The sequence below is a fragment of the Nocardiopsis sp. iso_40 genome (assembly GCF_056173285.1).
Window position 1 is genome coordinate 5,220,180 of the sequence record NZ_CM149666.1, and the last position, 25,876, is coordinate 5,246,055.

Sequence of the window (25,876 nt, forward strand, 5' to 3'; positions counted from 1 at the left end):
AGGCGGGCCGGAACGGTACTTGACCTTCTCCGTGCCCTCTCCGTGCCCGCCGGAGCGGGCACCCGGGACGGCCCCCGGTCAGGCCTCCGGGTCGAAGGTACGCGTCCGGGAGAGGCCGGCCGCACGGCCCTTGCCCGCCACGACCAGCGCCATCTTCCGGGACGCCTCGTCGAGCATCTCCTCGCCGAGCATCACGGCGCCCCGCCGGTCCACCGTGGTGGCGTGCGCGTAGGCGTCCAGGATCAGCTCGGCGTGGTCGTAGTCCTCCTGGGAGGGCGCGAAGGCCTCGTTGGCCGCCTCCACCTGGAGCGGGTGCAGCACCCACTTGCCGTCGAAGCCGAGGGCCGCTGTGCGCCTGGCCGCCCGGCGGAACGCGTCGACGTCGCGGATCTGGAGGTAGGGGCCGTCGACGGCCTGGAGCCCGTGGGCCCGGGCTGCCACGAGGATGCGCATGAGGACGTGGTGATAGGCGTCCCCGGTGTCGTAGCCGGGCGGCTGCTCCCCCACCACCAGGCTCTTCATGTTGATCGAGGCCATGAAGTCCGCGGGCCCGTAGACGAGTGTCTCCAGGCGGGACGAGGCGGCGGCGATCCCGTCGACGTTCACCAGGCCCCTGGCGTCCTCGATCTGCGCCTCGATGCCGATCCGGCCGACCGGCAGGTCCACGGCCCGTTCGATCTGGGTGAGGAGGGTGTCCAACCAGTGCACGTCCCGGGCCGCGGTCACCTTGGGCAGCACGAGGGTGTCCAGGTGGGCCCCGGCCCCCTCGACCACGGTGATGACGTCGCGGTAGGCCCACCCGGTGGAGACGTCGTTGACGCGCACCGAACGGACCCTGCCGTCCCAACCGCCGTCGTTGAGCGCCTTCACCGCGTTCTCGCGGGCGGACTCCTTCTCCGAGGGCGCCACCGCGTCCTCCAGGTCCAGGAAGAACGCGTCCGCGTCCAGCCCCCGGGCCTTCTCCACGAACCGGGGGTTGGACCCCGGCACCGCGAGTACCGACCGCCGTGACCTGAGCTCACCCATCGTCGTACCGCTCCCCTGTCGTCGCTGGTCGTGCCGCGGACCCCGGGGCCCGCGCCCCCCCATCATCGCACCGGGCGGTGCATAGAGTGTGGCCTGGGACGGGGAACCGCACCGTCCCGGAGATCCACACGGGGAGTGCACATGGCAGCGACGCTGCACCCGACCAGCGCCCACTGGGGCAGCTACCAGGTCGAGGTCGAGAACGACCGGGTGGTCGGGGTCCGCCCCGACCCGGAGGACCCCGCGCCCGCCCCCGTCATGGGCAACACTCCCCGGGCACAGCACCACCGCACCCGTGTGGCCCGCCCCGCCGTGCGCCGCCGGTGGCTGGAGCACGGGCCCGGACCCGACCCGCTCCGGGGCGAGACCGGGGACTCCTACGTGGAGGTGGAGTGGTCCACGGTGCTGGACCTGCTCGCCCGTGAGCTGGACCGGGTGCGTACCGAGCACGGCAACACCGCGATCTACGGGGGCTCCTACGGCTGGGGCAGCGCGGGCCGGATCCACCACGCGCAGAGCCAGCTGCACCGCTTCCTCAACACCATCGGCGGGTACACCCGGTCCCGGACCACGTACAGCCACGGCGCCCTGGAGGTGCTGTTCCCGCGCATCATCGGCACGCCCGCAGCGAACCGGCTGCTCAGCCGGGTCCCCTCCTGGGAACGCATCCGCGAGCACACCGAGCTGCTGGTGAGCTTCGGCGGGCTGCGGGTGTCCAACACCTGGACGGCCTCGGGCGGCCGGGCGGCGCAGACCGCGGGCCCGGCGATGCGCGCGGCCTCGGACTCCGGGGTGGAGTTCGTGTCGGTGTCCCCGCTGCGCGACGACACCGCCGCCGAGGTCGGGTCCGAGTGGGTCTCCCTGAGACCGGGCACCGACACGGCGGTGATGCTGGCCCTGATGCACGTGCTGTTCAGTGAGGGGCTGGCCGACACCGCCTTCCTCGACCGCTACACCGTCGGCGCCGACCGGTTGCGCGCCTACGTGACGGGCGTCCGGGACGAGCGCGGCGAACCCGGCGGGGTCGAGCACTCCCCCGAGTGGGCCGAACGCGTGAGCGGGGTGCCCGCCGCCGACCTGCGGGCGCTGGCCCGGCGGATGGCCGGAAGGCGCACCCTGGTGAACGTCGGCTGGTCCGTGCAGCGCGCCCGGTACGGGGAGCAGCCGCTGTGGGCCGGGTTGGCGCTGGCGTGCTGCCTCGGACAGGTGGGGCTTCCCGGTGCGGGGTTCGCCTCGGGGTACGGGTCCATGGGCAACTACGGCGGCGGCGCGACCCCGCTGGGGCTGCCGCGCATGCCGCAGGGCAACAACCCGGTGGACTCGTTCATCCCGGTGGCCAAGGTGTCCGACATGCTGCTGCACCCCGGGCAGCCCTACGACTACGACGGTGAGCGCCGCCGCTACCCCGACATCAGGCTGGTGTACTGGGCGGGCGGCAACCCCTTCCACCACCACCAGGACCTGTCCCGGTTGACCAGGGCCTTCGGACGCCCGGACACCGTGGTGGTGCACGAGACCCACTGGACGGCGACCGCCCGGCACGCCGACATCGTGATCCCCGCGACCACCGCCCTGGAGCGCGACGACATGGCCGCCAGCCACGGCGACCTGGCCCTGCGCGCGATGCCCCGGGCGGTGTCCCCGCACGGGCTGGCCCGCGACGAGTACGACACCTACACCGACCTCGCCGAGCGGCTGGGCGTGCGCGAGGAGTTCACCGAGGGGCGGAGCAGCCGCGACTGGATGCGGGTGGCCTACGAGCGGTGGCGCTCCCTGCTGGCCCGCAGGGACCTGGAGGTCCCCGGCTTCGACGAGTTCTGGGAGCGCGGTCGGGTCGAGATGCCCGCCCGGGTCGAGGACGAGACCCACCTGGGCGAGTTCCGCCAGGCCCCGGAGGCGAACGCGCTGCGGACGCCGAGCGGGCGGATCGAGCTGTACTCGGAGACCATCGCGTCCTTCGGCTACGAGGACTGCCCGGGCCATCCGGTGTGGCTGGCCGGACCGGCGGTGACCGGCGGGGACGGGGCGGACCGCGCTCCGGACGGCGGCGACCGGCCGCTGGTGCTGATCGCCAACCAGCCCTCCGGGAGGCTGCACAGCCAGCAGGACATGGGCGGTTACAGCACCTCCCAGAAGGTCGGCGGCCGTGCCCCGCTGAGGATGCACCCGCGGGACGCCGAGGCCGCCGGGGTGAGGGCGGGCGACGTGGTGCGGGTGCAGGGCCCGAGCGGTTCGTGCCTGGCCGGGCTGGTGGTCAGCGACGCCCTCAGGCCCGGTGTGGTGCAGCTGTCGACCGGCGCCTGGTACGACCCCTCGGGTGCGGACGTCACCTGCGCGCACGGCAACCCGAACGCCCTCGCCGAGGACGTGGGGACGTCCTCGCTGGCCCAGGGCTGCACCGGGCAGCTGGTGCGGGTCCGGGTGGAGCCCTACGCGGGCGCCCCGCCGGGGGTGCGCGCCTTCGAACCCCCCGAGGGTGTACGGCCGCTCGGGGACTGATCTGACTCACCTTGGCGTCACATCATGGACATCATTCAGACCGGTCATTACAATGACCATTATGGAGACCATCCCGATCACCGAGGCCAAGGCCAAGATCGCCGAACTCGCCGACCGGGCTCAGCGCGAGCACGCCGACTACACCTTCACGAAGAACGGTCGTCCGGCTGTCGTCATGATGTCCGTGACTCAGTACGAGTCACTGATGGAGACGCTGAGCATCCTGTCCGACCCCGAGGCACGTGCGGACCTGGCCGAGTCCGATGACTCCGAGGAGTTCACCACCGAGGAGGAGATGGCCGAACTCATGCGTGACCGGCTGCACCGGGAATCAGCTGCGTGAGGGTCGTTTACAGGAGCGCCGCGAGCCGGGCCCTGGCCGAGGAGCTTCCCGAGGCGATCGCCTCGGCTGCTTACGAGTTCATCGTCGGCCCGCTCAGCAACAACCCCTGGCGTGTGGGCAAACCACTCGAACAACCCTTCGCTGGACTGCACACCGCGAGGCGGGGAACCTACCGGATCATCTACAGGATCGACCCGGGCAAGGAAGTGATCGAAATCCACTCCATTCGTCACCGCCGCGACGCCTACCGAGCCTGAGGCCACCGCTCGCGACGGCGTGTCAACGGCTGATGAGGCGGTTCACCCGCCGGGGCAGGGCCATTCCGGCGAACCCCAGGAGCGCGTACCCCGCCTGGCCCGGGGCGAGCATGCCCAGGACGGCCCCGGTGTTGGCGGTGGGCGACCGGAGGAACTCGCCCATCCTCGGGTGGGCGTGCGGGACCGCGTTTCCCATGGTGAGCAGGGTGAGCACCGCCAGGCCGGTGAGCGCCGTCCACACCGTCGCGGCGGTGTCCGCCTGGGCGGCCCAGCCGTAGAAGAGTTCGACCGCCCGCACCGCGTAGGCGGGATCACCGCCGGGTCCGGGGGCCGGGGCGGCACCGGCGCCGGGCCCCGCCGTGGCGAGCAGCGCCGCGGCGGCCACGACGACGCCGCCGGTCCCGGCCAGACCGATGCGGCGTGCCAGGTCACGGGCGTTGTGGGCGAGCTCCTCCTGGGAGGGGTAACGGCGCCAGCTCTTCCCGCGCGAGCGGGCCTCGCCCATGGCGTTGGCCCGGCGCCACCGCAGGAACCGCAGGGCGTCGCACAGCGCCCCGGGCCCCTGTTTGGCGGCCATCGTGGCGGTGGCGAGCTCGTGCACGACCGTGGTGAGGGCCGTGGCGAAGGTGACCGGAAGGTCCACCCAGGACAGCGCGATCCGGCGGAAGAGCGGGGCGATGTCCGCGGGGATGCGCACGCGCATGGCCACCGACCTGCCGTGCGCCCACCGGCGCAGCCCCGGCAGCGGCGCCCGGCCGGGGAGCGGGGGCGTGGTCTCGGCCGCCGCTCCGATCAGCCGGTAGTCCATGGCGACCGCGAACACCAGGGCGAGCAGCAGCAGCCACGGGGTGAGCGCACCGCCGCCGAACACGCCGTACACGAAGGTGGAGACCGGGTCGAGGCGGGCTCCGGCGGCTCGGGCGTTCGTCTGGAGGTGCTCCAGGAACACCAGGGCGGTGGCCAGGACCGGCAGCAGCCACAGCCAGCCCCCGTACCGGCGGCCGACGACAGCGAGGCCGAGGGTGCCGCCGATGAGGCCGGTGACGACGGCGTGCCCGGAGAAGACCGCGGAGGCCGAACCCGTCGGCCCGGGGACGGCGCTGCCACCGGCCGGGAAGAGTCCGCCGCCCTGTTGGCCCGCCCCCGCGCCCGTGTCCGCCGGGGCGAAGAGGGCGACTCCGTTGAGCAGTTGTTCGGCCAGCTGGAAACCGGCCCCGGCGGCAGCGGCCAGCAGCAGGAAGTCGACCGCGGCCAGGCGGCGCAGCCGGCGCCGGGCCAGGAGCGCCAGGACCAGCAGCGGGGCGAGTTTGCCCAGTTCCTCCACGGTGACCGCGACGTAGGTCTGGCTGAACACGTGCTGGACGTCCAGCCCGAGAGCACCGCTGACCAGGGCGGAGAGGAGGGCGGTCGGCCACATCAGCAGGGCGCCGAGTGCGCTCACCCTCAGGAGGGTCGCGAACGAGACGGTCCGGGACCTGGCCAGCAGCGCCAACTGGAACAGCAGCCAGAACGTGAGGACCAGGGACGGCAGGGCGACGCCCAGGGCCGGGACGGCCAGGGGGGCCAGCAGCAGGGTCCCGAACATGAGCCAGCACCACGTGCCGCGCAGTCCGCGCAGGAACCGGACCGGGCCGGGGGTGCGTTCACGGGCGCGTTCGACCCTGCGGGCGAGGCGTTCGGCCAGGTCGGGTCCGGGCCCGCGGGGCAGGCGGGAGTGCCGGGCACCGGGCTCGGCACAGTGGTGCTGCTGGGCGGCCCGCACCAGTGCGGGCCGGTTCCCCTCCCGGGCCCGCGCCGCGAAGTCCGCCCGGGCCTGCGGGATGTCCGGACCGACGATCTCCCGCACGAAGTCGGCCGGGCCCGCGGCGACGGTGAGCTCGCTGGCGGCGACCAGGACCGCGGCGGAGAAGTCCTCGACGCAGACGAGGAAGTCGGTGGGTTCGGGACCCCAGCCGCGGATGAGGTCGATGAGGGTGCCGGTGTCGAGGGGTACTTCGGTGACCGGGTCGTAGGAGAACTCGGCCCGGGTGCGGCAGACCAGGAGGCGGTCCACGCCCATGGCCCTCCCGGCCGCGACGATCCCGCGGATCAGGTTGCGGTCGCGGGGCACCACGAAGGGGGTGGTGACCTTCCCCCCGGCGCCGACCCACTGGGGGTCGAACTCGGTGGCGCCGGCACAGACGCGCAGCACGAGGTCGCGCGCGAGCATCGCCTGTTCTTCCATGGACTTCCTCGTGCCGGGGGGCTGAGTACACGGGGCCCGCACCCGGCGTCGTCCGGGTGCCGGACGGCCCCGCACGAGCATAACGGCGGAGGGGTCCGGCGGAACATGCGCGTTCGCGGCTTGTGGCCGCTTTGGTGCCCGTGGTCAGGGAGCGGTTCCCGAAACGGCCGGTGAGACGGTTCCGTGCGGTTCCCTGGAGGGGCGCGGGCCCGCCCCGAAGGCGTCCCCGCACAACTGCACGAAGTGGCGCAGCACCGGCAGCGACAGGGCCCAACCGGTCATCGCCCACCCCAGGTGGAGGTGGTCCATGGCGCGCGCCAGGGCGGCGACCCCGCTCCACCTGTCCCCCGCCCCGTTCTCGTAGGTGAGCCGGTAGAGCACCTCGGGGTGTTCTGCGGCCGGGCGCATGGTCAGCGCCGTGGGCCCGCGTGCCGCCACCCAGCTGCCCAGGGTCCGGCACATACCGCAGTCCATCGCGACGTACAGGGTCCCCGGGGCCCGTCCGGCCCAGGGGCGCCACCGGGGCAGCCACGGGCGCACCCCGGCGCGGTAGGCGTCCCAGTCCCGGCCGAACCGTACGCGCAGCTGCCCGCCCTCGTGCCAGGAGGCGAACCCGGCCCCGTAGCCCAGGGCCACCAGGGCGCCCAGCAGCAGCGGCGGGTACAGGGCCCCGGCCAGCAGGTAGACCAGCACGATGGTGAGCTGCATGGGGTTGCGCACGTAGGCGTAGGGGCCGCTGGTGACCAGGCGGGCGGGCGGGTCGTAGGGCAGCGGGGTGCCGTTGCCCACCGCCGCGAACTCACGTGCCGCCGCCAGCCCCGGCAGGCAGGCCAGGGCGAGGACCTGCGCACCGGCGGTGAGGGCCTCGGGGGACGCCTCCCACGGGGCCCAGGGCTCCCGCAGCGCTTCGGGCGCCCACCCGGCGGCCGCGTCCAGCGCACTCGGCACGGCTGGGGCGGTGGCCAGCGCGCACACCGGCAGCACGAACCCCAGCCCGAAGGCGAGCACCGCCTGTGCCCACATCCGGGCGCGGACCAGTTGGCGGTGCCGGGTCCAGAAGGCCAGCATCAGCGCGGGGATCAGGCAGAACGACGCACCGAGGATCTCGCCGAGCAGCCAGTGCCGCCCCAGGACCACCACCGGTTCGGCCAGCGGCATGAGGATCACGTCCAGCCACACCAGCAGACCGGTGACGAGCGGGACCGGCAGCAGTCGGAGCAGGAGCGCGGGCAGGGCTCCCCACAGCAGCACCCAGGCGAGCAGCAGGTCGACCGGCATCCCCAGCCACACGGCACCCTCGGCGTGGAAGGACCACCAGCCCGCGTGCTGTGCGACCAGGTTCAGCGGGACGAGGGTGAGCAGCGCCCAGCCGGAGGCCACGATCATCGAGGCGGTCTCCTTCTGGCTCGGGGCCCGCCACAGGCACAGCCCGACGAGCACCGCGAGCGGGAGGAGGAGGCCCGCGCCCCGCACGAGCAGGGCGGGCAGTTCCGGAACGGTCCCCGGAGCGGGTACGGCGGCGGGGGCCGCCCCGGGAGGGAGCGCGAGGACGAGTTCGGGGATCAAGGCCGGACCTCCCGCCGCAGCGTGTCCGACGGGGGCGTGTCCGCGGCCTCGGCGAGCGGTTCCCCGGCGGCCGCGCCGAAGGTCCCGGCGAGGTACTCGGCGGCCAGGCCGGTGGCGTAGGACTGCACGGGGCCGAAGTACCAGGAGGGGTCGTAGGTCCGCTCGTACTCGATCTCCCAGGACAGACGGGTTCCCTCGCCCTCCTGCCGCCAGGTGGCCACGGCGCGCTCCATGTCCATCCAGTTGGCGAAGGCGGTGTCGGCGGTGACCTCGAAGACGACCCGGCCGCCGTCGGGGCGCACCTCGCTCTCGACGACCTCCAGTTCCATGCGGCGCGGGGCGGGTTCGTCGCCGATGGCGAGGGTGCGGCGCGGGGTGAAGTTGACGAGGCGGGTGTCCCCCGGTTCGAGGCCCTCGCCGACCGCCTCGACCGGCTCGGGAAACGGTACGGCGCGCAGGAGGAGCGCCCGCGGGGGGCCGTACTCGGGCGGGGCCGCGAGGGCGTCGGCGATCTCGCCGGGGGCGGCCTCGACCAGCACCGAACCCTGCCCGTCGCTCTCGCGCGGCAGCAGGGAGAACCCGCCCACCCCCTCCAGCGTGAGGGCGAACAGGATCGGGACCGCGACCAGCGCGTTCGGATGGCGCTCGTCGGACCGCAGCAGCGCGGCGCCCGTCCAGGTGACCAGGGCGACCACCCCGTAGATGAGCGGTGCGGAGATGACCAGGCAGACCAGGCCCTCACCGAGCAGCGGCCCGGCCAGCAGCAGGCTCAGGGTGGTGACGGCCATGGCGGCGCCGACCGCGCTGTGGACCTGGCAGCACAGGACGACGAGCAGGGCCAGGAGGGCGGGCAGCCCGACGTAGAACAGGGCGGTCTGGTCCAGGCCGCCGAAGCGGGTCACCCGTACGGCGAGCAGGGCTGCGAAGGCCAGGAGCACGATCCCGGCCAGGAGCCATCGGGCTCCGGAGATCCTCGGGGCTTCGGAGCGCCGTCTGACGAACGCGGGGGCGGCGCGGCGGCCTGCGGCGTAGAGTTCGGCCGCCTCCCGGTCGGAGATGCCGGGCTCCTGGTCGTCGGGGTTCTCGGGGGGTTCGGATGGCTGCGCCATGGGGGTCTCCTTGTCGCGCGGTACCGCGAAGCTCCTTGTTCGATTGATTAAAGCATACGATTTAATCAGTCGATTAAACCGTATGATGAAGCACGAACCGAGGGAGGGCCATGGCAAGGAGCGGCGGCGGAGTCCGCAGGAGCAGCACACAGACCAAGGAACGCCTCATCACGGCTGCGGGCGAGATCCTGCGCGAGGAGGGGTACACCGGTGCGTCGGCCCGGGCGATCGCCACCCGGGCCGAGGCCAACTCGGCGCTAGTCTTCTACCACTTCGGCGGGGTCGACCAGCTGCTGCTCGCCGCGCTGGACCGGTCCAGTACCGAGCGGATGGCCATGTACCGGGAGCTCGCGGGACAGGCGCGCACCCTGGAGGAGCTCGTCGAGGTCGCCACCCGCATCTACCGCACCGACCTGGAGCGCGGCTACATCGCCGAGTTCTCCGAACTGGTCGCGGCCGCGGTCACCGAACCGGAGCTGCGCGAGGAGATCAACCGGCGCTCGCAGCCGTGGATCGACTTCATCGCCGGAGAGTGGGAGCGTGTGCTCGGCGGATCCCCCCTGGGGATGCTGCTGCCCGCCCGCGAGGTCGCCTACGCGGCGATCGCCTTCTACCTGGGGGTCAACCTGTTCTCGGTCCTGGACGAGGACCGGAGCCGGACCGAGGCCGTGTTCGACCTGGCCGGGACCCTCGCCCCGCGTGCCAAGCTGCTGACGCTCCGCCTGCCCGGGCGCGGCGCCAAGACCAAGGAGGACCAGTGAGCATCGACGTCGCCCAGGGAATCGAGTTCCCCGACACCTCCGACGGCAACCGCTGGGTCGCCGGAGCCGTGATCACCGACGGCCGGGGCAACGCTTTCACCCAGCGCCGCTCGGCCACCCGGAAGGTGTTCCCGCACTGCTGGGACATCGTGGGCGGGCACGTCGAGGAGGGCGAGGGCATGCTCGACGCCCTGGCCCGCGAGATCCACGAGGAGACCGGGTGGCGGCTGTCCTCGGTGGAGGCGGAGCTGTACCGGCTGGACTGGGACCCGGGCGACGGGGTGACCCGGCGCGAGGTCGACTACCTGGTCCGGGTCGACGGCGACCTGGCCGACCCGACGCTGGAGGCCGGGAAGCACACCGAGTTCATGTGGGTCGACGACACCAGGGTGCACCTGCTGCGCGACGCCCGCGACCCCGGCGACTACTTCATCACCGACATCGTCCGGAAGGGGCTCGACGCCGCCCGCGCCCTGGCCTGACCTGGCGGCCCGGCGCTCCGACCGAGTCCGCCGGGCCATCGAGATCGGGTCGGGGTCGGGGTCGGGTCCATCATCGAGCCAGGCGCACCTCGGTGGGGTCGGCCGCGTCCCACTCGATCTCGACGCTGCCCCTCTCGACCAGCGCGTCCATGCCCAGGAGTTCGGTTTCGACACGATCCCGGTAGGCCATCCCGTCGTACTCGAACAGCACGACCAGGTAGCCCTGGCAGGCGGAACCCTGCTGTGGAGTGCAGTCCTGCCCGACGATCTCCGCCTCGCCCCGGACGACACGCTCCTCCGGGACCGTGACCTCGGGGTAAGCCAGGTGGAGGGCTAGCAGGGTGGACATCACGGCTGCCAGGACGACCAGTGCGGTGATCCGCCCGGTGTAGTCGGGCAACAGCCGGAAGGGAGCCGGCGGAACCGTGACCGGGGCCAGATCGGCCTGACGGTAAAGGGCGGCCATCAGCAGCAGCGGGCCGAAAGCCAGCGGGGGCGCAGCCAGCAGTATGAGCCCCTCCGTCACGAACAGGCCCGCCACGAGGGCCGCCACCGCGAGGAGGAGCAGCAACACCCCGGGGACAGCACGGACGGCCACCTGCCTGCGCAGCCCCGCGCCACCCCGCTCCGGCCCCTTGACCAGGGTGCGCGCCCGCCGCCAGAACCAACTGGCCCGCGTACCGAGGCGGTGCCAGAGGCCGAACACCGCAAGCAGCGCGGGCGGCACCAGCAGGAGCGGTATCCACCACGACCAGCCGTAGCCGTATCCGCTGATCATGGCTTTCTCCGGGGCGTCCACCCGGTGTCTGACCTCCACCCGGGTCGGGTCTCCGGGACGGTACTCGCCCCGAACCCGAAGGAGTTCCTCCTGTGCCCGGAGCGGTTCCGGACCGGGCCGGAGGCTCACCACCGGTGTGCCGCGGTCGACCATGACCACCTCGGCTTCGGTGACCTGTGTCGGCCGGAGCTCCAGGGAGAGCCGCTCCACCAGGGGCGCCGCCAGCACCAACAGGAGGAACGCGAGCGGAACGCCGAGCAGCCCGGCCAGGACCGCCCCGAAACATCCGGGGCCGCCCTCCCTCTTCCGGCTGCGGTCCTGGGCGAGACGCCGGGTGAACTCCACGAAGCCGGGCGGCAGTTCCCGGCGGCGGTCCGCCTCAGGCTCCGCCGGTCCGTGTTCCCCGGAGGGGTGGTCGCGGTGCATCACTTCTCCCAACGGACGTCGGAGGGGTCGGCCGGGTCCCAGCTCACCGGTGCCTCGGCGGCCCGGATCAGTTCCTCGGCGGTCCCCGACTTCCCGAGGGGGACCGTGTTCCGGTACAGCAGTCCGTCCGCCTCGTACTCCACGGTGAGGCGGTAGGTGCAGGAGCGCCCCTGGGAGGCGCACCGGTAGTCCACCACCTCCGCGGTGCCGTGTTCGCGGGTGCCGTCCGGGACGACCGTCGGCGCCAGGGCGAGGAGCAGGACGGAGACCGCCGGAACCGGCACCACGAGGACCGCCGCCAGGTACGGCACCCAACGCGGAACCGGCCGGAACACGCGGGGCGGGCGGCGGAGGGGCGCGTGTTCGGCATGGCGGTACAGAGCCCGGACCCCGAGGCCCAGCCCGTACACCACCAGTGCCGCCCCGAGCCCGCACAGCCACAGCGGCGCGCCGTCGGCGACCAGGTCCGCACGGTCGGACCGGAGCAGCGGCAGGGCGTACAGTCCCGTACCCGCCGCCACAAGCACCCCGGCGGCGGCCGCCCACGGCAGCGAACGCCGCCACGGGGACCCTGCCGTGGGCGTCCCCCAGCGCAGCACCCGCACCCGTCGACGGAACCAGCCCGCCCGGACCCCGCCGCGGTGCCGTAGGACCAGGAGGGCGAGCAGGAGGAGCCCCACCGGGAGCGCCCAGGGCCACGGGGACCACCGGTGATCGGCGATGACGGCCTGTTCGGGTGCGTCGGGAAGGTGGACGACGGTCCGGGTGAGCGGATCCCCGGGGGTGTGCTCTCCCCGGGCGACAGCGGTCACCCCGGACCCGTCCGCGGCGGTGAACCGCACCACCGGCTCCCCGTGGTCGACCGCGGTGACCTCCGCCTCGACCGCCACCCCGTCCAGGGCGAAGACGGCCCGGTGGACCAACCCTTCCGTGGCGTGGAAGGCCCCCACCCCGACCAGTACGCCGAGAACCGCGACGCACAGCCGGACCAGGGTCGGGTACCGGTCCCTGGCGGGCGGACGGGGCGACAGCGAACGCCGGTGCGACTCCAGCTCGCGCGCGAAGTCGTTGAAGCCGGAGGGCAGGGGGACGCGGTTCACGGGGGATGCCTTCCACACGAGGGGGCGGGAACGGACCACTGGCCGGGGAGACACGGCCGAAACCCGGATCGGGCCGGATCAGGCCGGTCTCCCGACCCGGTCACTCACGGGCGAACCGCAGCACGGAGGGTCGGACCCGGCTCCACTCCACCCGAACGGTCTGCGCCGCCTCGTACTCCTCGCTGTCGGAACAGGCGATCTCGATCCGTTCCCGGTACGGCAGGCCGTCGGCCTCGTACGCCACGTGGACCCATCCCCTGCACCCGCCCCTCCCGTTGGAGCGAGTGACCTCGGCGACCGCCAGTTCGGCCGTGGTCGAGTCCGCCAGGGCGGTCTGTTCCCGGACCGTGTGCACCCCGAAGCCGACGGGTAGAGCGAGGAACCCCGCCAGGACGAGTCCCAGCAGCGCCACGAACTCGCTGTCGGCCGGCAGGAGGCGGATCGGAGCGGGGGCGTGCGGGGCCGGAGCGAGTTCGGCGTGGCGGAGGAGGGCCTTCCCGGCCAGAACCGCACCGAACGACGCCAGGACCGTCGCCGGGACGAACCAGACATACAGCTCCGACGTCGAAACCAGCTCCACCGTTCCCGCAGCCGCGAAGGGCCCCGTGTAGAGCCCGACCGACGCGGTCAGAGCGAGGGCTGCCGGCGCCGCGAACAGGCCGACCGGCAACCACGGGGCACGTCCCGGGCCGGGGGCCCCACCAGCCGCGGACGAGCGGTCGGACTCGTGGGCCTTCCGGCGACGCCGGTGCCAGCCCGACCGGAGTCCGCCGCCCCCGAAGTACAGGTAGCCCCCCGTGGCCAGCGCCAGAACAACCGGCACCAGGAACCACGGAAGCCACACATGACCCTCCAGCACCGCCCGCTGCGGGGCGTCCACCAGGTACAGCACGCCCACCTCGCGGGGATCGCCGTGCGCGAAGGGGCCGGGGAGCTCCTTCTCGTACCGCTCCCCCGCCCGGGTGCTGAAGGAGACCACCGGCTCCCCGTACTCGACACCGACCACGGTGCCCGGTACGGCCGCCGACTCCGTCGCGAACGCGGCCCGGGTCAGTTCGTTGTGTACGACGAAGCCGAGCCCCAGACCCGCGAACCCGCCGAAGAGCAGCAGCAGGAAGAGCGCCGCCAGGGCACCCCTGACCCGGTGCGCCCAGCCCTTCCTCACGGCGGGTTCCGGCGCGGGCACGGAAAGAGGGGGCGGAGGGTAACCGCGCTCCCGTATCTTCTTGAGCTGCCACTCCGGGGTGGGCCTGGGCCGGTTCGACCTACGCCGTCTGGTCACCGGAGCCCCTCGGGACTGGGAAGCGCGGAACGTGGCGCCGCCGCCCGGCGGGCGGGGGCGCGCCGTGGTGCGCGAGGTGCATGGGGGACGCCTCCCTGAGGGCGGGAACGAGGGCCGGGACGCAGCGGCGGGGCGCGTCAGCGGGGGAAGGCGACGGCGACGGGGTCGGTGTCGCTGACGTTCAGTGGGACTTCCTGGCCGGAACGGTAGTAGTGCGCGTCGGAGCAGTGGACGGAGAGGGTGCGTTCGTGGGTCAGTTCGGCGGCCTCATAGGACAGACGCACGTCGTACCGGCAGCCCCGGCCACTGTCCCTGGTCACCTCGTGCACCGTGGCCTGGACGGTGGTGCCAGCGGCGGTCTCGCGTTCGTGGAGTACGAAGTCCACGGCCCAGGAGCCGGGGACCCCGAGGATCAGCGCACCCGACACGACCAGTCCGGCCACCACCCAGCCGGTGGGGAGTCCACGTTCCTCCCGCGGGTCCCGGGTGAGCTCTGCGTGCCGGGCCACCGCCTGTCGGGCGAGAACCACGGAGAGCAGGAAGGCGGTCGCCCCAGACGAGAACCACACGAAGGCGGGGTCGATGGTACCGGGTTCCGTCCGGTTCGCCCCGAGGAACGGCCGGGTGTGGCACAGCACTGCCGCGACGAGGGCCAGCAGGGCCGGCACCGACCAGCGGGCGACCGGGTACGGCGGGGCCTTCCGCCGCAGACGCGCGCGCAGCCGTCTGGGCTGACCGCCCCGGCGCCAGGTGCGCACCAGCCACACCGCCGCCACGCCGAGCACGGCGAGCACGGCGACGGCCGCCAACAGGAGGGGGCCCCAGCCGGGCTCGTAATCGGCCAGCACCACCTCATGCGGACTTTCGACGAGGTACCGGACCGACACCGTGCCAGGTTCACCGCCCCCGCCGGACTCGCCGGGTTTCCCCAGGACGTACGACCCGGTGGCGACGGCCTCCACCTCCTGTCCCTCGGCGGTGGTGAAGCTGACCTCAAGGCGCCCCTCGACCGTACCGACCACCGCGGCCTCGGCACCTCGGGAATCCTCGTGGGCGAAGAGATCACTGGTCAGGGGTTTTGCCATCACGGTGAGAACGGCACCTGTGCCCAGTCCCAACAGGATGAGGGCCGCCCCCGCGAGGGCCGCCACCAGGGCCATGAGCCGGACATCCTCGCCGTCCCGGTCCCGGACTCCCCCGCCCCTGCGGTCTCTTCTCCCGAACCAGCTCCGCCACCCGGTCCGCGCGGAGGGCCGGGGGCGCCGTGCACCCGGGTGGCGTCTGAGGTGGTGTTTCTTACGTGCCCGGCTCATCGGCCCTCCTCAGGGACACCGTCGGGGCCGGGTACGGAGGCCCCGCCCCGAACGGAAGGCTGCGGGCGAAGGTGCTGGGAGAATTGCGGAACGCGCCGCCGCCCGGCGGGCGGGGGCGCGCCGTGGTGCGCGAGGTGCATGGGGGACGCCTGTCTGGCCGCGAGCGCGGGCTCGGATCGTGCGGTTCTCGGCCGCTCACCCTAGGCGGCCCAGGTCACGTCCCGGGCACCCGCGGGTGGCTCCTGGGCTGCTCCGGCCCTTCCCGCGAAGAGGGGCCCGGGGCGTGTCAGGCACCCGGGAAAGAGACCTCGGCCGCGGCACGCCGCACCTCGACCGCCGCGAGAGGCAGTGCCTCCACCAGGTCCGAGGCGCTGATCGGCGCACCGTCCCGCGCCAGCTCCGCCGCACGCCCGTGCAGGTAGGCGGCGCACATCGCGGCCTCCCAGGCCGGCAGCCCGGAGGCCAGCAAAGCCCCCGCAGCGCCCGAGAGCACGTCCCCCGAACCCGCCGTCGCCAGCAGCGGTGTACCCGTCGGGTTGACCGCCGCCGGGGCGCCGGGGTGCGCGATCACCGTCGTGGACCCCTTCAGCAGCACGGTCGCCCCGTACAGCGACGCCGCCCTGGTGGCGTGTTCGAGCCTGCGTGCCTCGATCCCGGCCCGGTCGGCGTCCGGCAGCAGCCGGGACAGCTCCCCCGCGTGCGGGGTGAGCAGGGTGTGCGCCGTGCGCCGACGCACCAGCTCGGCGAGGGAGGCGCTGCCCGCCAGCAGGGTGAGCGCGTCCGCGTCGAGCAGTACCGGGCGCTCGCTGTCCAGCACCGCCCGCAGCTCCTCGGCGTTGGCGGGGGCGGTGCCCCGGCCGGAACCGACCACCGCCGCCGAGACCCGGCCCGGCCCCAGGTCGGTACTGTTCAGCGGGTCCAGCTCCAGCCCCACCGTCTCGGGCCAGCGTGCGATCACCTGCGCGAGGACGTCCTCGCCACCCCCGTAGCGGACCATGCCCACCCCCGTGCGCAGGGCGCCCCCCACGCACAGGACCGCGGCGCCCCGGTACTGGTCGGATCCGGCGCGCACAGCCAGCACGCCCCGACGGTACTTGTCGTCCTCGGCCGCGGGGGACGGGAGGAGGCGGGCGACGTCCACAGCCTGTGGACAGACCAGGTCGGCACCGGGCAGCTCCGGAGCCAGACCGATGTCGACGAGGTGCACCCGGCCCGCCCGCTCCGCGCCCGGATCAACGAACAGGCCGGGCTTGTGGGTACCGAAGGTGACCGTGGCGTCCGCGCGTACCGAGTGCCCGGCCACCTCCCCGGTGTCGGCGTCCACCCCGCTCGGCAGGTCGACCGCAAGCACCGGGGCAGGAGAGTTCGAGGCGAGGGAGGCGAGCGCGGCGAAGGGTTCGCGCAGCCCGCCGCGGCCACCGATGCCGAGGAGGCCGTCGACGACGAGGTCCGTGTCGAACAACGCCGCCTCCACCTCCTCCGGGAGCGGAACGCCGAGGGACTCGGGAAACGCGGCGTCCCCGCCCCCGACCACCCGGCCACCCGCCGCACGCAGGGCCGCCAGGCCGCCCGGGTGGGTGCGGCTCCCGGCGAGCACAGCGCGCACGAACGCACCGCGGGCGGCCAGGTCCGCCCCCGCGAAGAGCGCGTCGCCACCGTTGTCACCGCCGCCGACCAGCAGTGTGACCCTCGACCCGTAGACGCGGGGCAGCATGCGGGAGCAGTGGACGGCCAGGCCCATGGCGGCGCGACGCATGAGCGCGCCTTCGGGCAGTCGGCTCATGAGGGCCTGTTCGGCCGTACGGACAACACTGACGACATGGGCGGAGCGCACCGGTCACCTCCGAGGGGCGGGGTCGGGCCTCCCATCGTGGCGCATCCGGTTCGGAACACACCCGCACCGCCACGCACACCCGGGCGCTTTCCGGCGTACCCGCGGCCCGGAGAGGACCGCAGCATCCACAGAACATTAATCACTTTCGACTCATATAGCCCGTTGTCACGGGTTCGCCACATAGAGAAGTCTTCGCTGGGGACAATAGGTGTATGCCTCGACCGAGCAAATACGTATCCAGGTCCGATCTGGGCTGGGGCACATCCCCCGCTTCCCGAGCCAACCCCCGCTCCGGTCTCGTCATCCACTACGACAGCGTGAACCAGGGACTCTCCGGCAAGGACCACTCCGCCTGCCTGACCTACTGGCGCAACACCCGTGCGTTCCACACCGGCCCCTCCCGGGGCTGGGCGGACATCGGGTACTGCGTGGACGAGGAGACGGAGATCCTCACCGAGAACGGCTGGCGCTCGTTCCGGCGGGTCCGCGCGGGCGACACCGTGCTCACCCTCGACCACACGACCGGGACCTCCCAGTGGCAGCCGGTCCAGGCCGTCAACGTCTTCCCGGCCACCGAACGCACCCTCGTCCACATGCGGGGCCGCTCACACTCCTCCCTGACGACCCCGCACCACCGCTGGCCGGTGGAGCGCGCGCTCCACAACCCGCCCGGGGAGCACTGGGCGACCACGGAAACACTCACCTCCCGGGACATGATCAGAGTCGCAGCCCCCTGCGACCACCTGCCGGACGAACCCAAGTGGCCCCACGACCTGGTCGAAGAAGTCGCCAGAGCATGGGCCAGCAGGGCGAAGCCGAGCCCCCGCCTGAGAGAGCACCTCACGGAAGGGGTCCCCCACCACGCGTTCCTCCGAGCCCTGACCCGGGAGCAGCTGGCCCTGCTGATCAGGGGCGCCGCACCAGAGGGTCGCGTCCCGGACCGGGCCTCGGCCGAGGCCCTCCAGTTCGCCGCCGTGCTGGCCGGGCGGGCCGCGCACCTGCACCACAACGAACACGGCTGGACCGTGGCACCCGACCACCGCGCCCTCCTGCCGATCAACCGCGACCAGGACGGCCTGACCCTCCGCGAGGAGACCTACGGCGGGCACGTCTGGTGTCCCACCACCCCCAACGGCACCTGGCTGGCCCGGCGTCGGGGGACGGTGTACTTCACCGGCAACTCCTTCATGGCCTGCCCGCACGGGTACGTCATCGAGGGACGCGGGCTGTACCGCACCCAGGCGGCGCAGCCCGGCGGGAACTCATCGCACTACTCCTGCACCCTGGCGACCGGTCCGACCGACGCCATCACCCCCGAGCAGATCAACGCGGTCCGGATGCTGCGGCAGTGGCTGATGGAGCCCGACACCTCCATCGCCGGGGCCGTACTGGGGCACCGCGACTTCATCTCCACCTCCTGCCCTGGCGACAGGGCCTACCAGCTCGTTCAGGACGGAACGTTCACACAGCCCCCCGGGGCCGTCACGGAAGGACTCGACTTGCTCGGACTCAAGGAAGGCGACGGCATCCCCACCCCCTCCGAAGGGGTCAAGGCCGTCCAGAGGCTGATCGTGGCCGCCGGTTTCGGTGAGCACCTGGAGCCCTACGGGGTCGACGGCCAGTGGGGGAAGGGCACCAGCGCGGGCCTGCTCGCGGCCCGGCACTACGTGGGATCGGGCGTCTCCTCGATCAAGTCCATGACCGGCGAGTCCTACGCCCAGCTCATCCGGGCGTGCGCCCGGCGGGAGGCGGAGCGGGCGGTGAAGGGACTGGACGGCCCCGACAGCGGGGGTGACGGTTCGCTGCCCGGCACGGAGACCGTCGATGTGTCCGGCCAGCTCACCATCGAGCGATAGGTCCGGCACCCCCTGCATCCTCAAGCAACAGCACCCCGGGGGTTGGACGAGCACGCCCCGGGTCCCCTTCACCCCTGGGGGTTTTGCCGCACTTCCCAGCTGCCAGCCCCCGGGGGATCCAGCCCCCCACCACCCCGACCCCCTCAACCCCAGGGGGTCACAGAACGTGCGCCTTGTGCGCCCTCCTCCGGTGGTGGGGGTTGGCCGAAGAGCGGTGGGCGGCGCCCGGCCACAGGGAGTTTTCGCCAGACGTGGGGACACGTGTCTCCAGAACACGCCAGTAGTCCAGGGGGGGTGGCGAGCTACGGGCCTCGCCCTTTTCCAGAACCAGACGTAGCAAGATCAAACACGTCCCGCGAGGTGCGTAGCGGCCTCCGAGTACGCCCCACACCAACCCCCACAGGGCCCAGCCGGACGAACACCGGGCCCAGACCACCCCAGGGGGGTGTCCCGAACCCCCACCACCAACCGTTTGAAGGAGCACCCACGCAGAACCCCCCACCACAACGGGTCCCGAACCCCCACCACAAACCACCCGAACCTGCACCCGCGCACTCCCCACACCACAGCGGGTTGGCTTGGAGCTCAGGCACAGGAAGCTCAGACACAACCCCACCCGAACCCCCATCACCACACCCGCACACCCCCGTACAGGCTGAGTACGAGGCAGTACATCCGGGGTACTACAGTCTGTCGTAGTTTGGTTCGGTCCGCTGACATGGGCGGACACGCGTGGTGTGCGAGTGGAGGAAGCGTGGTCGACTGGCTGACCATGGCCATTCAGATGGTGTCGTTGGCGATGGCCGTGTGGTGCCTCATCTCGACCTTCCGCGATCAGCCCATGTTGGTCCCGCACCTGATCGGCGTGGGTGTCCTGTGGCTGCTGGTGCTTGGGCAGGTCGGTGCGACCGTGGTGACCATGGTCGGCGGCGAACGCCCCGACGAGATGGTCATGTTCGTGTCCTATCTCGCGACCGTGGTGCTGCTGCCCCCCGCCTGTGCCGTGTGGGGGTTCATGGAGCGCACCAAGTGGGGTCCGGCGGTGATCGCCTTCGCCTGTCTGATCCTTCCGGTGCTGATGGTCCGTATCGAGCAGTTGTGGAGCCCTGTTGTCTGAGACACCGGAATCCGAGGCACCGGGAACCGGGCCCGTCGCCGACCGCACTCTGCGCACGGGCCCCGGAAGAGTACTGGTCGCGGTGTACGCGGTGTTCGCTCTCGCCGCGACCGCGCGCGGGAGCTACCAGCTGGTGACGCGTTTCGAGGAGGCCCCCGTGGCGTACGGCCTGTCCGTGCTCGCCGGGGTGGTCTACCTGGTCGCCGCCGTCGGTCTGGCCCGTGCGGGGCGCACCTCTCGGGTGGTGGCCCTGGTCTCGGTGTCCGTGGAGATGGCCGGGGTACTCGTGGTGGGCGCGCTGAGCGTGTTCGCGTCCGGGGTGTTCCCGGACGACACCGTGTGGTCCGGTTTCGGCAGCGGCTACCTGTTCATCCCACTGGTACTTCCCGTCCTCGGCCTGTGGTGGATCCTGCACGTCCACCGTCTGGACCGCGAGGCGCAGGCCACCGGGGCCTGACCTCCGGTCGAACCACCACCGAGGGTCGGGGCACGGCGACCCTCCGGTTCCGCGGTCACTAGGCTGTCGCCATGTCCGATCAGACGCTGTCCCTGCCGGTGGCCGTTTCGGCCGCCTGGCTCCGTGAGCACATCGACGAGGTCGTTCTCGTCGACTCCCGTTGGTACCTGGACGGCCGATCCGGCCGTGAGGCCTACCTGAGCGGCCACATTCCCGGCGCCGTGCACGCCGACGTGGATGCCGACCTCGCCGCGCCCGCCAGCCCGGAGGGCGGACGCCACCCGCTCCCGGCCGCCGCGGACCTCGCCCGCACCCTGGGCCGCCTCGGCATCGGCGACCACTCCCGCGTGGTCGTCTACGACGACGCGAACGGTTCCGTGGCCGCGCGCCTGGTATGGATGCTCCGTATCCTCGGCACCTCCGCGGCCTTTCTCGACGGCGGCCTCCAGACCTGGAACGGTGAGCTGGAGGAGGGGGAGGCCACGGTCGCCCCGGTGCACCGCACCGCACTCCCCTGGCCCGCCGACCGCCTGGTGGACACCGAGGCCCTCCAGGGGGAGCTGGCCGCCCCGGACCGGCTCCTGTTGGACGCCCGCGTCCGCGGGCGCTTCACCGGTGAGCAGCCTGCGCCCGTCGACGCCCGGGCCGGGCACATCCCCGGTGCCCGCAGCGCCGAGTGGCCCGCGAACCTGACCCCGGACGGTCGGCTCGCCGCCCCCGACGTCCTGCGCGAGCGTTTCGCAGCCCTCGGCGCGGATTCCGCGCACACGGTCACCGCCTACTGCGGTTCGGGGGTGACCGCCTGCCACGACCTCCTCGCCCTGGAGCACGCGGGCTTCAGCAACACCCGCCTGTACCCGGGGTCGTGGAGCCGGTGGGGCGGGGACGACTCCCTGCCTCTGGAGACCGGGGACACCCAGCACTGACCGGCCGCTCCCCGCTTCGCCCGCGACCCAGCAACCACCGCTGCCCGCGCCCAGCAACAGCAACAGCAACAGCAACAGCCACTCGAACACTCGACGCCCCGCCGGGGCTCGCGCCGTCAGCGCGGACCGCGGCGGGGTTTCGCTGCGCTCCCCCGAGCCTGCCCCCGCTCCACCAACCGGCCTCCGCCAGGCTGGCCCCCGACCCACCAGCCCGGCCCCGTCCCACCATCCTTGCCCCCACCCCGCTTCCGCCCTGGTTCCCGGCCTGCCAAACCGTCGCCGCGCAGACCGTTCCCGGTCCCGGCAACCGCCTAGGCTGGGAAGAGACCCAGGCCCGAAAAGCCCAAAAAGCCCGAAATCTCCCAAAAGTGGATGGCCTCGTCCGAGATGGCCTCATCCGAAAAGAGCGGGTGCTTCAACAACCTGCCGCTGGGAAAAGTTCCCGTCCGTACCGTGCTGACCTGACCTGATCCGGCCAGAACCGGAACCGGATCCCCTGAGCCGGCGTCAGACAGAGCAGTAGGATCGCCCGGCCCCAACAGACAACGTGCTTCACCGCGAAACGAGGAACACTGGTGATCGAACTCCTGCTGCTACTGCTTCTCATCGTCGGGATCGTGATCGGAGTCATGATCTACAAGCAGCGCTCCCGCACCCAGAACCCGAAGCAGGACGTGCCCCCGCCGCCACAGGACCCCTTCGCCGCGTCCTCCACCACGGACACCGCCGGTGACCCCCGCAACATCAAGGCGGGGGACATGATCGACTGGGGCACCGAGCGGACCTGGATCCGCGGCACCCTGCGCCTGTCCGAGGGCGGCTACGTCTGGTCCGAGCACTTCCTGGAGGTCGAGGGCGGCAAGCGCTGGCTCTCGGTCGAGGAGGACCCGGACCTCGAGCTGGCCCTGTGGACCGGCCGCCCGGACCTGACCATGGTCCCCCAGGGCAAGACCATCGAGCTCGAGGGCGTCACCTACAGGCTGGAGGAGAAGGGCTCCGGCTCCTACCGCTCCGAAGGCACCACCGGCCTCAAGGCCCAGGGCGGCATGGACTACGCGGACTACGAGTCCGCGGACGGTCAGCTGCTCGCCTTCGAGCGTTTCGACCACGGCAGCTGGGAGGTCAGCACCGGCACCAAGATCGCCGCGGGTACCTTCACGATCTTCCCCGGGAGCTGATCCCGGTATGCGTGCGAGCATCAGCGCCCCCTTCGTCGACACCAAGGCCGACGACCTGGTCTGGACCCTGAACCACCCGTTGGTCGAGCCTCTGGCGACCCGGACCGTCGAGGTGCCGGGTTTCGGGGTCGAACTCCGGGTCCTCGGAGCCTCACACCAGGTGGTCCTGCGGTCTGCGTCCGACGACGGGAAGCTGGTGGAGACGGTCGCCTGCCTGCCGGGGGTTCCCGGCGGGCTCCCCGGCTGCGCCGGGCACCCTCTGCCTGGGGTGGGCGACTACCGCTTCGGCTCCGTCGTCGAGTCGCTGCCTCGTCACGAACTCGCCCTCCGGGTCGCGGAGATCCATCAGGAGACCTCCGACTCCCCCGGCGGGCTGCTCGTCGCCTTCCCCGGTGATCCGTTGGCGGTCACCGCGCTGCACCTGACCTCTGGCAGCGGGGCGTCCCTGCACTGGCGTACCTGGCACGCCTATCCGCAGAGCAACGAACTGGTGACGACGACCACAACCCTGACTTCCTGAGGAGGCCGACATGGCCAAGAGCAAAATCCCCGAAGCACACGCTCCACGACACAGGGTCGCCGCGGTCGGCGGCGCCGTCACCGTGCTGCTCCTGCTCTCGGCGTGTTCGAACGGCGACAACAACGCTGACTGCGAGCCCCGTGCCAGTGCGACCGCCACCCCGTCGAGCACGCCGAGCCCGTCGAGCACACCGAGCCCGTCGAGCACGCCGAGCCCGTTCAGCTTGTCGAGCCCCTCCAGCACACCGAGCCCGGGGAGCTCCACCAACTCCTCGTACCGCAACACGCCCAGCCCGACACCGACCGACGACTGCGACAACCACAACGGCAACAGCAACAACAACAGCGGTGGCGGCGGTGGATTCTTCTTCTTCGGGGGCGGCGGAGGCGGCGGCTCCAACAGCAACGGCAGCGGAAGCAACAACCGCGGCGGCGGGTCGGGCTTCGGCAAGTAGAGCAAGTAGGACAAGTAGTCTGCCGTGTCGGGGGACGGGCTCGTTTGCGCAGTCCACACCCACCGACGCCCCAACCATCCCGACACGGACGAGGCCATGAACGAAATCCTCAGCAGCTCCCTTTCCGCCCTGGGTTACGGCGTGGTCGGCACAGCCGTCATGCTGCTCGGCTACCTGATCACCGACCTGCTCACCCCGGGCAAGCTGCACCAGCTGATCTGGGAGGACCGCAACCCGAACGCGATCCTGCTGGTGTCCGCGAACACTCTCGGAGCCGCGGTCGTGGTCGTCTCAGCGATCATGTCCAGCTACTCCGAGCTGGGCCTGGTCCCCGGACTGGTCTCCACCGCGGTCTTCGGGCTCATCGGCCTGGTGGTGATGGCCCTGTCGTTCCTGCTGATCGACCTGCTGACCCCCACGAAGATCAGCCACATCGTCAGCAACGCCGAGTGGCACCCGGCTACCTGGGTCAGTGCGACCGCGCACCTGTCGATCGCGCTGGTCGTGGCCGCCGCCATCTCCTAGGGCCCGGGGGCTCCTGGGGCGCCCGCCCCGGGCGCCCGGCTCCCGGGCCGACGGTTCCCGGGCCGACGGTTCCCAGGGGATCGGTCCGGCGGACCGGCCCCGCACTTCCTCGAGAAAGCAGTACCTTGACCGAGACCACGGCCCACTCGCGGCCCCGACTCCCGGTGCCCGCGCGCGCGGCCCGGTTCTTCATCCTGTTGGCGGTGTTCATCTGCGCCGCCTGCGGCCTGGTGTACGAGCTGGCCCTGGTGGCGATCGGCAGCTACCTGCTCGGCGACACCATCACGCAGGCCTCCGTGGTCCTGTCGGTCATGGTGTTCGCCATGGGTGTGGGTTCGCTGCTGTCCAAGCGGTACCAGGCCCGCCCCGCGCTGTCGTTCGCCGTGGTGGAAGGCCTGCTGTCGTTGGTCGGCGGCCTGTCGGTCCTGCTGCTGTACGGGTCCTTCGCCTGGTTGTCCGTGAACGCCTACCAGCCCACGCTGGTGCTGCTGGCGTTCGTCATCGGCACCCTCATCGGCATCGAGATCCCGCTGCTGATGACGCTCATCCAGCGCATCCGCAAGCAGGAGGCCTCCGAGGCGGTCGCGGACCTGTTCGCCGCCGACTACGTGGGCGGTCTGATCGGCGGGCTGGCCTTCCCGTTCCTGCTGCTGCCGCTGCTGGGTCTGCCCAAGGGCGCCCTGATGGTGGGGCTGCTGAACGCGGTCATCGGTGTAGCGGTGGTGCTGTGGCTGTTCCGCACGGATCTGACCAGGCTCGCCTACGCGGGGTTGAGCGCGGGGCTGACGTTCATCGTCGTCGTGCTGGGGCTGGCCTACTACTTCGCCGAGCACTTCGAGGTGGACGCCCGGCAGGCCATGTACCGGGACCCGATCGCGTACGCGGAGCGCAGCGAGTACCAGGAGATCGTACTCACTCAGTCCCTGGACGGCCGGGACGTGCGCATGTTCCTCAACGGGTCCCTCCAGTTCTCCACGCTGGACGAGTACCGGTACCACGAGTCGCTCATCCACCCGGCGATGGACGGCCCGCGCGAGGACGTGCTGGTCCTGGGCGGCGGAGACGGCCTGGCCATCCGGGAGCTGCTGCGCTACGACGACGTCGACTCGGTGACCCTCGTGGACCTGGACCCGGCCGTGATCGAACTGGCCTCCACCCATCCGGTGCTCCGCGAGCTCAACGACGACTCCTTCCAGGACCCGCGGGTGGACGTCGTCAACGCCGACGCGTTCCAGTGGCTGCGCGACAACCCGGACAACTTCGACGTGGTCATCGCTGACCTTCCGGACGGCACCGACGTGGGTACCTCGAAGCTGTACACCATCGAGTTCTACGCGCTGTTGGAACAGGCCCTGAACCCCGACGGGCGGGTGGTGGTGCAGGCCGGTTCACCGTTCTTCGCCCCGGACGCCTACTGGAGCGTGGGCCACTCGCTGGAGGAGGCCGGGATCGCGGTCACCCCGTACAACGTGGACGTCCCGACCTTCGGCAACTGGGGTTTCTACCTGGGTGCCTCCGAGGGGGATTCGGGTCGGGCCCCGGAACTGACGCTGCCGGACGACGCCCCCGAGCTGCGCTTCCTGGACGACGACCTGCTGTCGGCGTCCCTGGTGTTCCCGAAGGACCGGCAGGAGGGCGATGTCCGCTCCTCCACGCTGATGCATCCGCGGATCATCGGCTACCACCAGGACCGCCAGGCCTGGCGGGGTTACTGAGTTCCGGGTCGTACGCACCCGGCCACACCGATGGCGCCCGTACCGGGGGTACGGGCGCCATCGGTGTCAGACACCGCGCGACCTGGGATCTTGGGCCAGTGGGCGGCCACGCGGTGGTTTCGGCCGGG

Annotated in this window: 23 protein-coding genes; 14 read left to right on the forward strand and 9 right to left on the reverse strand. The window is 72.1% G+C overall.

What is annotated here, in order from left to right; translation table 11 throughout:
• Window positions 1-78: 78 nt before the first annotated feature.
• Window positions 79-1,026, reverse strand: a complete 948-nt coding sequence (locus AC0VYD_RS22560) for an HpcH/HpaI aldolase/citrate lyase family protein (RefSeq protein WP_475477386.1) — start codon at window positions 1,024-1,026, stop codon at window positions 79-81.
• 141 nt (window positions 1,027-1,167) lie between these two features.
• Here AC0VYD_RS22560 and AC0VYD_RS22565 point away from each other — a divergent pair, with 141 nt between their 5' ends.
• The 3 genes from AC0VYD_RS22565 to AC0VYD_RS22575 are packed head-to-tail and all read left to right on the forward strand — an operon-like array spanning window position 1,168 to window position 4,125.
• Window positions 1,168-3,525 carry a molybdopterin-dependent oxidoreductase gene (locus AC0VYD_RS22565; protein ID WP_475477387.1) on the forward strand — a complete coding sequence of 786 codons (2,358 nt, stop codon included), beginning with the start codon at window positions 1,168-1,170 and terminating at the stop codon, window positions 3,523-3,525.
• A gap of 52 nt (window positions 3,526-3,577) precedes the next feature.
• Window positions 3,578-3,868: a type II toxin-antitoxin system Phd/YefM family antitoxin gene (locus tag AC0VYD_RS22570; RefSeq protein ID WP_475477388.1), complete on the forward strand. Its 291-nt coding sequence runs from the start codon at window positions 3,578-3,580 to the stop codon at window positions 3,866-3,868.
• Complete coding sequence (locus AC0VYD_RS22575; RefSeq protein ID WP_475477389.1) at window positions 3,865-4,125, forward strand: type II toxin-antitoxin system RelE family toxin; 261 nt, start codon at window positions 3,865-3,867, stop codon at window positions 4,123-4,125. Before AC0VYD_RS22570 ends, AC0VYD_RS22575 begins: the two co-directional genes overlap by 4 nt.
• Before the next feature lie 22 nt (window positions 4,126-4,147).
• On the opposite strand, the gene AC0VYD_RS22580 is transcribed toward AC0VYD_RS22575, so the two are convergent.
• The 3 genes from AC0VYD_RS22580 to AC0VYD_RS22590 form a co-directional block, all read right to left on the reverse strand.
• Window positions 4,148-6,349 carry a PrsW family glutamic-type intramembrane protease gene (locus AC0VYD_RS22580; RefSeq protein ID WP_475477390.1) on the reverse strand — a complete coding sequence of 734 codons (2,202 nt, stop codon included), beginning with the start codon at window positions 6,347-6,349 and terminating at the stop codon, window positions 4,148-4,150.
• A gap of 144 nt (window positions 6,350-6,493) precedes the next feature.
• Window positions 6,494-7,915, reverse strand: coding sequence for a methyltransferase family protein (locus tag AC0VYD_RS22585; protein WP_475477391.1), 1,422 nt, complete (start codon window positions 7,913-7,915; stop codon window positions 6,494-6,496).
• Window positions 7,912-9,024 carry a hypothetical protein gene (locus tag AC0VYD_RS22590; protein WP_475477392.1) on the reverse strand — a complete coding sequence of 371 codons (1,113 nt, stop codon included), beginning with the start codon at window positions 9,022-9,024 and terminating at the stop codon, window positions 7,912-7,914. Before AC0VYD_RS22590 ends, AC0VYD_RS22585 begins: the two co-directional genes overlap by 4 nt.
• 110 nt (window positions 9,025-9,134) lie before the next feature.
• Between AC0VYD_RS22590 and AC0VYD_RS22595 the strand changes: the two genes are divergently transcribed.
• Together AC0VYD_RS22595 and AC0VYD_RS22600 are read left to right on the forward strand one after the other, a co-directional pair.
• Window positions 9,135-9,785 (forward strand): TetR/AcrR family transcriptional regulator, encoded by a 651-nt coding sequence (locus tag AC0VYD_RS22595; RefSeq protein ID WP_475477393.1) that lies wholly within the window; start codon window positions 9,135-9,137, stop codon window positions 9,783-9,785.
• Window positions 9,782-10,267 (forward strand): NUDIX hydrolase, encoded by a 486-nt coding sequence (locus AC0VYD_RS22600; RefSeq protein WP_475477394.1) that lies wholly within the window; start codon window positions 9,782-9,784, stop codon window positions 10,265-10,267. Before AC0VYD_RS22595 ends, AC0VYD_RS22600 begins: the two co-directional genes overlap by 4 nt.
• A 70-nt stretch (window positions 10,268-10,337) precedes the next feature.
• Here the strand turns inward: AC0VYD_RS22600 and AC0VYD_RS22605 are convergent, their stop codons facing one another.
• From AC0VYD_RS22605 to AC0VYD_RS22625, 5 genes are all read right to left on the reverse strand, one after another.
• A complete protein-coding gene (locus AC0VYD_RS22605) occupies window positions 10,338-11,471 on the reverse strand; it encodes a hypothetical protein (RefSeq protein WP_475477395.1) in 1,134 nt (377 codons plus the stop codon).
• Window positions 11,471-12,571, reverse strand: a complete 1,101-nt coding sequence (locus AC0VYD_RS22610; RefSeq protein WP_475477396.1) for a hypothetical protein — start codon at window positions 12,569-12,571, stop codon at window positions 11,471-11,473. The genes AC0VYD_RS22605 and AC0VYD_RS22610 overlap by 1 nt, the downstream gene beginning before the upstream one ends.
• 100 nt (window positions 12,572-12,671) lie before the next feature.
• Window positions 12,672-13,736 carry a hypothetical protein gene (locus AC0VYD_RS22615; RefSeq protein WP_475477397.1) on the reverse strand — a complete coding sequence of 355 codons (1,065 nt, stop codon included), beginning with the start codon at window positions 13,734-13,736 and terminating at the stop codon, window positions 12,672-12,674.
• Window positions 13,737-13,990: 254 nt separating this feature from the next.
• Complete coding sequence (locus tag AC0VYD_RS22620) at window positions 13,991-15,013, reverse strand: hypothetical protein (protein ID WP_475477398.1); 1,023 nt, start codon at window positions 15,011-15,013, stop codon at window positions 13,991-13,993.
• Between the two features lie 439 nt (window positions 15,014-15,452).
• Window positions 15,453-17,000: an NAD(P)H-hydrate dehydratase gene (locus AC0VYD_RS22625; protein ID WP_475477399.1), complete on the reverse strand. Its 1,548-nt coding sequence runs from the start codon at window positions 16,998-17,000 to the stop codon at window positions 15,453-15,455.
• A gap of 212 nt (window positions 17,001-17,212) precedes the next feature.
• Here AC0VYD_RS22625 and AC0VYD_RS22630 point away from each other — a divergent pair, with 212 nt between their 5' ends.
• The 9 genes from AC0VYD_RS22630 (at window position 17,213) to AC0VYD_RS22670 (ending at window position 25,748) form a co-directional block, all read left to right on the forward strand.
• A complete protein-coding gene (locus AC0VYD_RS22630) occupies window positions 17,213-18,856 on the forward strand; it encodes a hypothetical protein (protein ID WP_475477400.1) in 1,644 nt (547 codons plus the stop codon).
• Window positions 18,857-19,610: 754 nt separating this feature from the next.
• The gene (locus AC0VYD_RS22635) at window positions 19,611-19,973 is read left to right on the forward strand and encodes a hypothetical protein (RefSeq protein ID WP_191266484.1); all 363 of its coding nucleotides are present in this window, start codon (window positions 19,611-19,613) and stop codon (window positions 19,971-19,973) included.
• Entirely contained in the window at window positions 19,966-20,430 is a 465-nt protein-coding gene (locus tag AC0VYD_RS22640) for a hypothetical protein (RefSeq protein WP_475477401.1), read from the forward strand. The genes AC0VYD_RS22635 and AC0VYD_RS22640 overlap by 8 nt, the downstream gene beginning before the upstream one ends.
• A 71-nt stretch (window positions 20,431-20,501) precedes the next feature.
• Window positions 20,502-21,356: a sulfurtransferase gene (locus tag AC0VYD_RS22645; RefSeq protein ID WP_475477402.1), complete on the forward strand. Its 855-nt coding sequence runs from the start codon at window positions 20,502-20,504 to the stop codon at window positions 21,354-21,356.
• Between the two features lie 575 nt (window positions 21,357-21,931).
• A complete protein-coding gene (locus tag AC0VYD_RS22650; RefSeq protein ID WP_475477403.1) occupies window positions 21,932-22,534 on the forward strand; it encodes a DUF4178 domain-containing protein in 603 nt (200 codons plus the stop codon).
• Window positions 22,535-22,541: 7 nt separating this feature from the next.
• Window positions 22,542-23,054: a DUF2617 family protein gene (locus AC0VYD_RS22655; protein WP_475477404.1), complete on the forward strand. Its 513-nt coding sequence runs from the start codon at window positions 22,542-22,544 to the stop codon at window positions 23,052-23,054.
• A 10-nt stretch (window positions 23,055-23,064) separates the two neighbouring features.
• Window positions 23,065-23,508 carry a hypothetical protein gene (locus AC0VYD_RS22660; protein ID WP_475477405.1) on the forward strand — a complete coding sequence of 148 codons (444 nt, stop codon included), beginning with the start codon at window positions 23,065-23,067 and terminating at the stop codon, window positions 23,506-23,508.
• Window positions 23,509-23,604: 96 nt separating this feature from the next.
• Window positions 23,605-24,033, forward strand: a complete 429-nt coding sequence (locus AC0VYD_RS22665; RefSeq protein WP_475477406.1) for a DUF350 domain-containing protein — start codon at window positions 23,605-23,607, stop codon at window positions 24,031-24,033.
• Window positions 24,034-24,158: 125 nt separating this feature from the next.
• On the forward strand, window positions 24,159-25,748 hold the full coding sequence (locus tag AC0VYD_RS22670; RefSeq protein WP_475477407.1) for a polyamine aminopropyltransferase: 1,590 nt from the start codon (window positions 24,159-24,161) through the stop codon (window positions 25,746-25,748).
• Window positions 25,749-25,876: the final 128 nt, after the last annotated feature.